We start from the raw sequence: 11831 nt of genomic DNA, 5'->3' as shown, positions 1-11831 counted from the left end.
AAGGAGAGCGAAAGATGAGCAACAAAATAACGTTATTTCTACTGTGCGGGATATTGGGGGGATTTTCTGGAAATGCGCTTGCTGCTGGGGTTTGGGGACCATGTAAACCCGCGGATAATGGCACAACTTACAACTATAACGTGGTAGTCGATGTTGGGATCCCTGATGCTAAAAAGAACGTAGCGAATACGGTTTTGCCCGATGTTATGAACTGGTCGAATGGCACGAAGGTTTCTCTTGAATGTGAATGCCCGACACCAGATTCCTACACCAAGGAAAAGGATACCGTAATACAGGGGGTCAGTGCTATTTCGAAAAAAAACCGACAAGTGAGCGGCTTTCAATATTACTACTTAACTGACCAACTTGAAGTTGCAAGCAAAATCCGTGTTAGTGCAGGTGTGTATGGGTTTGTTCCCTTTAAAAACCAACAAGCCCTTGAAGTGACCGGCTGTAACAAAAAAATCACCACGCCTTATATGGGGGGAGCGGGCTTATTGTCTTTTGTGGTAACCAAGCCCTTTATTGGCGATGCAGATATCCCGTGGACATCGATTGCACTGCTGTATGCTTCCAAGACTAATCAGAATTACGGTGACGTAGCGATTTCGTCAGTCTCTATTGAGGGGACAGTGACTATTACACAAGGTTGTGAAGTGAAGCCCGGAACCGTTCTGGATGTTCCTTTTGGCGAGTTTCCTGCTTCCGCGTTCAAGAACGGGAAAGGGCAAATGCCTGAGGGCGGAACAAAGAAAGAAATTAACCTTGGGTTTGACTGCAACAATATCTCTGACGGCATCAAGGTTTCGTTAAGGCTTGAAGGAGCGACTAACGCAGCCGACTCTCGAGCGGTGGATATGGGAGATCCTAATATCGGCGTCCTGGTGACGGATACTGCGGGTAATGTCCTGAAACCCAACGATACAAACAGCACAACATTGCTGACGTTGAGCGCTCTGGACTCTACTACGCACCGTAATGCCGCTATTCAGCTATTTGCGTCGCCTGTCAGCACCACAAACAGTCTCCCGGAAGCGGGGACGTTTGAAGGGGTGACGACTGTGCTGCTGGATATGGAGTAACAGGATGAACAGAAACCGTATGTTTCAGGGCGGGCTCTTATTCCTTGCTCTTATCAATTGCTCAGATGCGTTAGCAGAGAAAGTGTCTTTGGGACCGGTTGGGCAGTTACATTTTTCAATCACCATCGTCAATAAAAGCTGTGAGTTTGAAAAGGCTGACCTGGAAGTGGATATGGGGACAATGACGCTGCAAAAACCGATAGCAGTGGGCAGAGTTCTGAGCAAGCGTGATTTTACCATCGCCCTGAAAGATTGCGGCAGTATCTCTAAGGCCAGCGTAACGATGGACAGCGTACCCGATGGCGACGATGACAGTCTCTTTGCGCTGGATACCGGCGGCGCAACCGGCGTGGCGTTGAAAATTGAGGATGACAAAGGCACGCAGCAAATCCCGAAAACCGCTGGCGGAACGGCAATGGACTGGCCGATCAGTGGTACAACCGCAAAGCTAAATTATCGTGCCAGTTATGTTGTAGTGAATGACAGTCCCACAAGCGGTGCTGCTAATGCAATGATCAATTTTTCTGTTGAATATGAGTAAAGTTTAAGGTCAGCAGGTAACCCTCTGACCATGGCGCAGGTATATATTTGCCTCGATTATCATTTAGCCACGATATATTTGTAAATTCCTATTGCGATAGTTCTCTTTCCTGATACTTTTTTTCCTCACTGTGGTCTACTTAGACACACGTACAGATTTTCCTTAATCTGACGACTTCCGTATTTTTACCTGCCTGGTCATGATGACGATTGCGCAGGCTTTTTTTCCCTCGATTTTCAGGGCTTGTTTGCATGAGACACATCAAAACGATAACGCAGCAAAAGTTAAGTTTTTTGCTCGCTGTCTATATCGGTCTGTTTATGAATTGCGCAGTTTATTTCCGTCGGTTTGACGGCTACGCGCAGAACTTCACTTTTCTTAATGGCATCTCGATGGTTATCGAACTGGCAGGAACAGTTCTGGCAACCTTCTTCTTTTTACGCTTAATTTCACTCTTTGGTAGAACGATCTGGAAAGTGCTGGCCTCGTTGCTGGTGCTGATTTCTGCCGGGGCCAGCTACTACATGACGTTTATGAATGTCATGATCGGTTACGGAATTGTCGCTTCGGTAATGACCACCGACATCGACCTGTCGAAAGAAGTGGTTGGCTGGACGCTCATTGCATGGGTTGTGCTGGTAAGTATTATCCCGTTGATATTTATCTGGATGAACCGTTCGCAAGACACCTTCTGGCGCCAACTTTGTACTCCGAAAACACGCTGGCGTAGTGCGCTTACCGTGTTGCTGGCTGGCTTGCTGGTTTGGGGGCCGATCCGTCTGATTGATGTAGCTCATAAGCGTGCCGATCGTATAGCCGGCGTGGATATGCCAAGTTATGGCGGGGTGCTGGCGAACACTTATTTACCTTCGAACTGGCTTTCTGCCCTGGGACTATACGTCTGGGCGCAAGTGGATGAATCTTCAGACAATCGGTCGCTGATGAATCCGGCGAAAAAATTTACCTATACCCCGACGCAAAATCTCGACGACACCTACGTGGTGTTTATTATTGGCGAAACTACGCGTTGGGATCATATGGGGATGCTGGGCTACGAGCGTGATACTACGCCGAAGCTGGCAAAAGAGAAAAACCTGGTGATGTACCGTGGCTATTCTTGCGACACAGCAACCAAACTATCGCTACGCTGTATGTTTGTGCGTGAAGGTGGAACGGAAAATAACCCACAACGAACACTAAAAGAGCAGAACGTATTTGCGGTTCTCAAGCAGTTGGGCTTTAGCTCCGATTTATACGCCATGCAGAGTGAGATGTGGTTCTACAGCAACACCATGGCTGACAACATTGCCTATCGCGAACAGATCGCTGCCGAGCCGCGTAACCGTGGGAAAGCAGTGGACGATATGTTACTGGTCAATGAAATCGAGCGCTCTCTGGAGAAAAAACCAGAAGGTAAACATCTGATTGTGTTGCATACCAAAGGGTCGCACTACAACTATACGCAGCGTTATCCGCGTGAATTTGCTCAGTGGCAGCCAGAGTGTTATGCGGTTGATCGTAAATGCCCGCGAGAGCCAATGATTAACTCATACGATAACTCCATCACCTATGTTGATCATTTTATTGACACGGTAATCGACAAGTTCCGCGATAAGAAAGCCATTATTTTCTATGCGGCGGACCACGGTGAGTCAATTAACGAGCGCGAGCACTTGCACGGTACGCCGCGTAAATATGCGCCGCCGGAGCAGTTTCGCGTGCCGATGATGATCTGGATGTCAGATAAATATCTGGAAAATCCGGTCAACGCGCAGGCATTTGCGCAGTTGAAAAAAGAGGCGGATATGAAAGTGCCGCGCCGCCATGTGGAGCTGTATGACACCATCATGGGTTGCCTGGGTTACACTTCGCCGGACGGCGGCATTAACGAAAACAACAACTGGTGTCACATCCCGCGGGAGAAGGACGCTGTGGCTAATTAAATGGCCTGCTGACTTTCTCGCCGATCAAAAGGCATTTTACGATTAAGGGATTGACGAGGGCGTATCTGCGCAGTAAGATGCGCCCCGCATTCGGTGATTGGCGCAGCCTGGTAGCGCACTTCGTTCGGGACGAAGGGGTCGGAGGTTCGAATCCTCTATCACCGACCAAATTCAAAAAGCCTGCTCAACGAGCAGGCTTTTTTGCATCTGTAGCCCACGAGGGTGAGAACCTCCGGGGGCAGGGAGGTTCGACTCGAGCAAAGCGAGAGAACGTTGCGGCAGCAACGGCCCGCAGGGCGAGCCACGGAGTGGCGAGTAATCCTCTATCACCGACCAAATTCAAAAAGCCTGCTCAATGAGCAGGCTTTTTTGCATCTGTAGCCCACGAGGATGAGAACCTCCGGGGGCAGGGAGGTTCGACTCGACGTAGGCCTGATAAGACGCGGCAGCGTCGCATCAGGCAACGGCACCGCACTTATTGTCGGATGCGGCGTGAACGCCTTATCCGACCTACATACCACACATTTCCCTGCCAGATTTGCGCCCCACATCTCACTATCCATTAACGATTCTGTGACACATTCCATTGTCTTTTTTTATATTTGCCTAAGTCTTTTTTTGCGTTACTTATTGCTGACGCTGGCATTTTCCGCTGTGCGTATAAATGTTCATGATATTAATCGCTCAGATATACGTCACTTCATCAGATATTTTTCAATAAATGCATAAAACTTAACCACTGATTGTTGCTAAATATTAAGATTATTGTTCTGGTTATGTTGGCGTAGCACAAATTTCTCTGCTGCAAATAGCCGTTTGAAGTTTTTTTAATCTTTGTTTGTGGAATCTCACCGTTGGCGTAAATCCCGGTTGGCTGTATTGACGTTTTCACAATCTGTTGACAGATTGTAGGTCACGAGGGGCATTTTATGGAGGATCCGCACTGTTACACTGATGTTAATTAATACGGTATCCCCACCTCATAACGTTGACCCGACCGGGCAAAAAACAAAAAAGGTCAGGCAGCGACAACCCACTGCAAAGGGTTAAAACAACAAACATCACAATTGGAGCAGAATAATGCGTATTTCCTTGAAAAAGTCAGGGATGCTTAAGCTTGGTCTCAGCCTGGTGGCTATGACCGTCGCAGCAAGTGTTCAGGCTAAAACTCTGGTTTATTGTTCAGAAGGTTCCCCGGAGGGGTTTAACCCACAACTGTTTACCTCCGGTACCACCTATGATGCTTCTTCCGTACCTCTCTATAACCGCCTGGTTGAATTTAAAATCGGTACTACCGAAGTAATTCCTGGTCTCGCTGAAAAGTGGGAAGTCAGCGAAGACGGTAAAACCTATACCTTCCATCTGCGTAAAGGTGTGAAGTGGCACGACAACAAAGAATTTAAACCGACGCGTGAACTGAATGCCGATGACGTGGTGTTCTCGTTCGATCGTCAGAAAAACGCCCAGAACCCGTATCATAAAGTTTCTGGCGGCAGCTACGAATACTTCGAAGGCATGGGCTTGCCGGAGCTGATCAGCGAAGTGAAAAAGGTGGATGACAACACCGTTCAGTTTGTGCTGACTCGCCCGGAAGCGCCGTTCCTCGCTGACCTGGCAATGGACTTCGCTTCTATTCTGTCAAAAGAATATGCTGACGCGATGATGAAAGCCGGTACGCCGGAAAAACTGGACCTCAACCCAATCGGCACTGGCCCGTTCCAGTTACAGCAGTATCAAAAAGACTCCCGTATTCGCTACAAAGCGTTTGATGGCTACTGGGGCACCAAACCGAAGATTGATACGCTGGTCTTCTCTATTACCCCTGATGCTTCCGTGCGTTACGCGAAATTGCAGAAAAATGAATGCCAGGTGATGCCGTACCCGAACCCGGCAGACATCGCCCGCATGAAGCAGGATAAATCCATCAACCTGATGGAAATGCCGGGGCTGAACGTCGGCTATCTCTCGTATAACGTGCAGAAAAAACCACTGGATGACGTGAAAGTTCGCCAGGCGCTAACCTACGCAGTGAACAAAGATGCGATCATCAAAGCGGTTTATCAGGGCGCGGGCGTGGCAGCGAAAAACCTGATCCCGCCAACCATGTGGGGCTATAACGACGACGTTCAGGATTACACCTACGATCCAGAAAAAGCGAAAGCCTTGCTGAAAGAAGCAGGTCTGGAAAAAGGTTTCTCCATCGACCTGTGGGCCATGCCAGTACAGCGTCCATATAACCCGAACGCTCGCCGCATGGCGGAGATGATTCAGGCTGACTGGGCGAAAGTGGGCGTACAGGCCAAAATCGTCACTTACGAATGGGGTGAGTACCTCAAGCGAGCGAAAGATGGCGAGCACCAGACGGTAATGATGGGCTGGACTGGCGACAACGGGGACCCGGATAACTTCTTCGCCACCCTGTTCAGTTGCGCCGCCTCTGAACAGGGCTCTAACTACTCAAAATGGTGCTACAAACCGTTTGAAGATCTGATTCAACCGGCACGTGCTACCGACGACCACAACAAGCGCGTTGAACTGTACAAACAGGCGCAGGTGGTAATGCACGATCAGGCTCCGGCACTGATCATCGCGCACTCCACCGTATTTGAACCGGTACGCAAAGAAGTTAAAGGCTATGTGGTTGATCCATTAGGCAAACATCACTTCGAAAACGTCTCTATTGAATAATTAAAAGCCATACAAGACTGATGGCAAAGGCAAAACTGCCTGATGCGCTCCGCTTATCAGGCCTACGAAAATTCTGCAATGTATTGAATTTGCACGATTTTGTAGGCCAGATAAGGCGTTAACGCCGTATCCGGCATGAAAGAAGCGCACTTTGCCAGCAATCTGCATACCCGGTAGCGCTGTGCCTCTGCGTGCAGCGCCATCCGGCAGCAATACTTCATTCCCTGTCCGGCACGGGCAGGAATTGATTTGTGAGCAATACAGACACGCAGTTCCAGGCTGTGGGTCACTACAGAGAATCCGGGTTATGTTGCAGTTTATTCTCCGACGTTTGGGACTCGTCATCCCCACGTTTATCGGTATTACCCTTCTCACATTTGCCTTTGTCCACATGATCCCGGGCGATCCGGTGATGATCATGGCGGGCGAGCGTGGGATCTCCCCAGAACGTCACGCACAATTGCTGGCTGAACTCGGTTTGGATAAACCGATGTGGCAGCAGTACCTCCATTACATTTGGGGCGTTATGCACGGTGATTTAGGCATTTCGATGAAAAGCCGCATCCCGGTTTGGGAAGAGTTCGTGCCGCGTTTCCAGGCCACGCTGGAGCTTGGTGTCTGCGCGATGATTTTTGCGACCGCGGTCGGCATTCCGGTTGGCGTGCTGGCTGCGGTTAAACGCGGTTCTATTTTCGATCACACCGCGGTTGGCCTGGCGCTGACAGGTTATTCAATGCCTATCTTCTGGTGGGGCATGATGTTGATCATGCTGGTTTCGGTGCACTGGAACCTGACGCCTGTCTCCGGTCGCGTGAGCGACATGGTGTTCCTCGATGATTCCAATCCGTTAACCGGTTTTATGCTGATCGACACCGCTATCTGGGGTGAAGACGGCAACTTTATTGATGCTGTCGTCCATATGATCTTGCCCGCCATTGTACTGGGTACGATACCGCTGGCAGTCATTGTGCGTATGACGCGCTCCTCGATGCTGGAAGTGCTGGGCGAAGATTACATCCGCACCGCCCGCGCCAAAGGTCTTACCCGGATGCGGGTGATTATCGTCCATGCGCTGCGTAACGCGATGCTGCCGGTGGTGACCGTTATCGGCCTGCAGGTGGGAACATTGCTGGCGGGGGCGATTCTGACTGAAACCATCTTCTCGTGGCCCGGTCTGGGGCGCTGGTTGATTGACGCACTGCAACGCCGCGATTATCCGGTGGTACAGGGCGGCGTATTGCTGGTGGCGACGATGATTATCCTCGTCAACCTGCTGGTCGATCTGCTGTACGGCGTGGTGAACCCGCGTATTCGTCATAAGAAATAAGGGGGCACCATGTCACAGATTACTGAAAATAAAGTGATTAACGCACCGGTGCCGATGACCCCGTTACAGGAGTTCTGGCACTATTTTAAACGCAATAAAGGCGCGGTTGTCGGACTGGTTTATGTTGTCATCGTGCTGTTTATCGCGATCTTTGCCAACTGGATTGCACCCTATAACCCGGCGGAACAGTTCCGCGATGCGCTGCTCGCGCCGCCAGCCTGGCAGGAAGGCGGCAGCATGGCGCACTTGCTCGGTACTGACGACGTAGGGCGCGATGTGCTGTCGCGTCTGATGTACGGTGCGCGCTTGTCGCTGCTGGTTGGCTGTCTGGTGGTGGTGTTATCACTGATTATGGGCGTTATTCTCGGCCTGATCGCCGGTTACTTTGGCGGCCTGGTCGATAACATCATCATGCGCGTGGTCGATATCATGCTGGCGCTGCCAAGTCTGCTGCTGGCGCTGGTGCTGGTGGCGATTTTTGGCCCGTCGATTGGTAACGCCGCGCTGGCATTGACCTTCGTTGCGCTACCGCACTATGTCCGCTTAACCCGCGCCGCCGTGCTGGTGGAGGTGAATCGCGATTACGTCACCGCTTCTCGCGTGGCGGGTGCCGGGGCGATGCGCCAGATGTTTATTAACATCTTCCCGAACTGCCTTGCGCCGCTGATTGTTCAGGCATCGCTCGGTTTCTCTAACGCCATTCTCGATATGGCCGCTCTTGGCTTCCTCGGTATGGGCGCGCAACCGCCAACGCCGGAGTGGGGCACCATGCTCTCCGACGTGTTGCAGTTCGCGCAAAGCGCCTGGTGGGTCGTGACCTTCCCGGGTCTGGCGATCCTGCTGACGGTGCTGGCATTTAACCTGATGGGTGACGGTCTGCGTGACGCGCTCGATCCCAAACTGAAGCAGTAAGAGGTTCGAGATGGCGTTATTAAATGTAGATAAATTATCGGTGCATTTCGGCGACGAAAGCGCACCGTTCCGCGCCGTAGACCGCATCAGCTACAGCGTAAAACAGGGCGAAGTGGTCGGGATTGTGGGTGAGTCCGGCTCTGGTAAATCGGTCAGTTCGCTGGCGATTATGGGGTTGATTGATTATCCGGGCCGCGTGATGGCGGAAAAGCTGGAATTTAACGGCCAGGATTTGCAGCGTATTTCGGAAAAAGAGCGCCGCAACCTGGTGGGCGCCGAAGTGGCGATGATCTTCCAGGACCCGATGACCAGCCTTAACCCGTGCTACACCGTCGGTTTCCAGATTATGGAAGCGATTAAGGTGCATCAGGGCGGTAATAAGAGCACTCGCCGTCAGCGGGCGATTGACCTGTTGAATCAGGTCGGTATTCCCGATCCGGCTTCGCGTCTGGATGTTTACCCGCATCAGCTTTCCGGCGGCATGAGCCAGCGCGTGATGATCGCCATGGCGATTGCCTGTCGGCCAAAACTGCTGATTGCCGATGAACCGACCACGGCGCTCGACGTGACCATCCAGGCGCAAATCATCGAACTGCTGCTGGAGTTGCAGCAAAAAGAGAACATGGCGCTGGTGTTGATTACCCATGATCTGGCGCTGGTGGCGGAAGCGGCGCATAAAATCATCGTGATGTATGCCGGTCAGGTGGTGGAAACCGGGGCGGCCCACGACATTTTTCGCGCGCCGCGCCACCCATACACTCAGGCGTTGCTACGCGCGCTGCCGGAATTTGCACAGGACAAAGCACGTCTGGCTTCGTTGCCCGGCGTGGTGCCCGGAAAATACGATCGCCCGAACGGCTGCCTGCTTAACCCACGCTGCCCCTATGCCACTGACAAATGTCGCGCTGAAGAACCGACGCTGAATATGCTTGCAGACGGGCGTCAGTCCAAATGCCACTATCCACTCGATGATGCCGGGAGGCCCACACTATGAGTACGCAAGAGGCCACCTCGCAACAGCCGTTGTTGCAGGCGATAGATCTGAAAAAACATTACCCGGTTAAGAAGGGCATGTTCGCGCCAGAACGTCTGGTGAAGGCGCTGGACGGCGTTTCGTTTACCCTTGAACGGGGCAAAACGCTGGCGGTGGTCGGTGAATCCGGCTGCGGTAAATCGACCCTGGGTCGGCTGCTGACGATGATTGAAACGCCCACCGGTGGCGAGCTGTATTATCAGGGGCAGGATCTGCTCAAGCACGATCCGCAGGCGCAGAAGCTGCGTCGACAGAAAATCCAGATCGTCTTCCAGAACCCCTACGGTTCGCTAAATCCGCGTAAAAAAGTCGGGCAAATTCTTGAAGAGCCGTTGCTGATTAATACCCGTTTAAGCAAAGAACAGCGTCGGGAAAAAGCGTTGTCGATGATGGCGAAAGTCGGGCTGAAAACCGAGCATTACGACCGCTATCCGCATATGTTTTCCGGTGGTCAGCGTCAGCGTATCGCCATCGCCCGTGGTCTGATGCTTGACCCGGACGTGGTGATTGCCGATGAGCCGGTTTCCGCGCTGGACGTCTCGGTGCGTGCGCAGGTGCTCAACCTGATGATGGATTTGCAGCAGGAACTGGGGCTGTCTTATGTCTTTATCTCCCACGACCTGTCGGTGGTGGAGCACATTGCCGATGAAGTGATGGTGATGTATCTGGGCCGCTGCGTGGAGAAGGGAACGAAGGACCAAATCTTCAATAACCCGCGTCATCCGTACACCCAGGCGCTACTCTCCGCGACGCCACGCCTGAACCCAGACGATCGCCGCGAGCGCATCAAACTCACTGGCGAACTGCCAAGCCCGCTGAATCCACCGCCAGGCTGCGCCTTTAACGCTCGCTGTCGTCGACGTTTTGGCACCTGCACCCAGTTGCAGCCGCAGCTAAAAGACTACGGCGGTCAACTGGTCGCCTGCTTCGCTGTTGAGCAGGATGAAAATCCACAGCGTTAACTTACAAAACCGGGGCCATGCGCTCCGGTTTACTCAATCAGCTTTAACAGTGGTGAAAAGCACAACAATACGCCATACAACAGAATCAGCCAGGTTTTCAGCCCACGCAATTTTTCCAGTTGTGAAACTTTATAGATCAGGAAAAACGGAATGATGCACGACACAATGCCGTACAGCGGACTTCCCAATTGAAAGAACACTAATACGGATACGCGAAACGAAACCCAAATTGTCAACGTAATCACGATAAAGGCGCAAATCGCCAGCGTGAGCAGACGTGAATTAATTTTCTGAGTATCAATAATTCGGCTTAACAGATTGAGAATTATGCCTTTAATGGCTTCATGGAAGCCGAGATAAATACCAAAGAAAGCCGTCAGTACGGCAAAGATATTCAGCACTGTAGAGGTGATATGGATGATATGTCCAGGGATCACTTGTGCGGCAAGCGCCAGCGCTGAGATATTTTGCTCAAAGGCAGAAACTGCCTCTTCATGGCTAATCGAAAAGGTAAATGAAAAGGCAAAAAACAAGATCACCGCAATAAGCGTAATATAACTAATCCGGTGGGTACGCAGCGCGAGTCGTGTTGCCAGTACTTTATCCGTTTCTCGTTTACGATAGGCAATATTCATCGGGTTTAGCACCTGAATAAATACCGCAGAAAAGAAACAAAATGGAATGGTAAGCAAGACGTCGCGGAAAAAGATCGATGCTTGTGGGAAAGCGGTTATATTGGCGAAGTTCCAGTGCGGGATCATCGCAAAGCCGAACACCACAATGATCCCTACTTTGACCACCACCATTGGCCCGGAGATCTTAAACAGCAACCGTTCACCACCAGACGCAATTGCCACCAGTATGGCGAAAATAGCCACTTTATAGAGTAGTGATTGCGAAAGATCGGTATCGGTTAAACCGAAGGTTTTCAGATACGAGGCACTGTCAAAAACTACGGAGAGGGAATAGATAAAAATACCGTGAATAATCATCAAAAAGTAGATGACGCCGAGGAATATTCCCCAATTCTTCCCCAGATAATGACTGATAATATCGGTGTAGTCATTACAGGAGTCGCTTTCTGAAAGAGTCTTTAAATAAATATCCTGTACGACCCAGGTTGCCGGGTAAGCAATAATGGCGGCGGTAATAAATACCCAAATCCCCTTCAGGCCAATTTGTACTGGCATCAGTACGGTTCCGGCACCAATAGCCATGCCAATACATAATAAGACCCAGCCAAAGTCATAACGGGTAAACGGCAATTTCTGAGTTAATGAGCGGGGCTGCGGTTTCTGATCGCGTAATGGTAATGTGTTGTCCTGCATAAAGTCCTGTCCAGA

Annotated in this window: 10 protein-coding genes, 1 tRNA gene and 1 other RNA gene; 10 read left to right on the top strand and 2 right to left on the bottom strand. The window is 51.1% G+C overall.

The genetic code is table 11. The annotated features are described in order from the left end of the window. The first annotated feature begins 14 nt into the window (after positions 1-14). The 6 genes from PS053_RS13265 to dppA all read left to right on the top strand — a co-directional run bounded on the left by PS053_RS13265 (position 15) and on the right by dppA (position 6254). A complete protein-coding gene (locus tag PS053_RS13265) occupies positions 15-1082 on the top strand; it encodes a fimbrial protein (RefSeq protein WP_256879262.1) in 1068 nt (355 codons plus the stop codon). 4 nt (positions 1083-1086) lie between these two features. Further along, positions 1087-1623 (top strand): long polar fimbrial protein LpfE, encoded by a 537-nt coding sequence (gene lpfE, locus PS053_RS13260; protein ID WP_001081421.1) that lies wholly within the window; start codon positions 1087-1089, stop codon positions 1621-1623. A 251-nt stretch (positions 1624-1874) separates the two neighbouring features. Next, the gene (eptB, locus tag PS053_RS13255) at positions 1875-3566 is read left to right on the top strand and encodes a kdo(2)-lipid A phosphoethanolamine 7''-transferase (protein WP_059215857.1); all 1692 of its coding nucleotides are present in this window, start codon (positions 1875-1877) and stop codon (positions 3564-3566) included. A 91-nt stretch (positions 3567-3657) separates the two neighbouring features. Then, positions 3658-3734 (top strand) — tRNA-Pro (locus PS053_RS13250). A gap of 34 nt (positions 3735-3768) precedes the next feature. Next, positions 3769-3902: non-coding RNA, RtT sRNA (locus tag PS053_RS13245), on the top strand. A 744-nt stretch (positions 3903-4646) separates the two neighbouring features. Further along, a complete protein-coding gene (gene dppA, locus PS053_RS13240; protein WP_001222870.1) occupies positions 4647-6254 on the top strand; it encodes a dipeptide ABC transporter substrate-binding protein DppA in 1608 nt (535 codons plus the stop codon). 62 nt (positions 6255-6316) lie between these two features. Here dppA and PS053_RS13235 read toward each other — a convergent pair whose 3' ends face one another. Beyond that, positions 6317-6544 carry a hypothetical protein gene (locus PS053_RS13235; protein ID WP_054412381.1) on the bottom strand — a complete coding sequence of 76 codons (228 nt, stop codon included), beginning with the start codon at positions 6542-6544 and terminating at the stop codon, positions 6317-6319. Between the two features lie 17 nt (positions 6545-6561). On the opposite strand from PS053_RS13235, the gene dppB reads away from it, so the two are divergent. Genes dppB through dppF form a run of 4 tightly spaced genes read left to right on the top strand, consistent with a single transcriptional unit; the run spans position 6562 to position 10488 of the window. Further along, entirely contained in the window at positions 6562-7581 is a 1020-nt protein-coding gene (gene dppB, locus PS053_RS13230; protein ID WP_256879264.1) for a dipeptide ABC transporter permease DppB, read from the top strand. Between the two features lie 9 nt (positions 7582-7590). Next, positions 7591-8493 carry a dipeptide ABC transporter permease DppC gene (gene dppC / locus PS053_RS13225; RefSeq protein ID WP_054412379.1) on the top strand — a complete coding sequence of 301 codons (903 nt, stop codon included), beginning with the start codon at positions 7591-7593 and terminating at the stop codon, positions 8491-8493. Between the two features lie 10 nt (positions 8494-8503). Continuing rightward, complete coding sequence (gene dppD, locus PS053_RS13220; RefSeq protein ID WP_001196483.1) at positions 8504-9487, top strand: dipeptide ABC transporter ATP-binding protein; 984 nt, start codon at positions 8504-8506, stop codon at positions 9485-9487. Beyond that, positions 9484-10488 (top strand): dipeptide ABC transporter ATP-binding subunit DppF, encoded by a 1005-nt coding sequence (gene dppF, locus PS053_RS13215; RefSeq protein WP_256879265.1) that lies wholly within the window; start codon positions 9484-9486, stop codon positions 10486-10488. The genes dppD and dppF overlap by 4 nt, the downstream gene beginning before the upstream one ends. Before the next feature lie 29 nt (positions 10489-10517). Here dppF and PS053_RS13210 read toward each other — a convergent pair whose 3' ends face one another. Then, the gene (locus tag PS053_RS13210) at positions 10518-11816 is read right to left on the bottom strand and encodes an aromatic amino acid transport family protein (protein WP_001153782.1); all 1299 of its coding nucleotides are present in this window, start codon (positions 11814-11816) and stop codon (positions 10518-10520) included. Between the last annotated feature and the right edge of the window lie 15 nt (positions 11817-11831).

It is taken from the genome of Escherichia albertii (assembly GCF_028622335.1).
GTDB classification, from domain to species: domain Bacteria; phylum Pseudomonadota; class Gammaproteobacteria; order Enterobacterales; family Enterobacteriaceae; genus Escherichia; species Escherichia albertii.
This window is presented reverse-complemented; position numbering and strand designations above follow the sequence as displayed.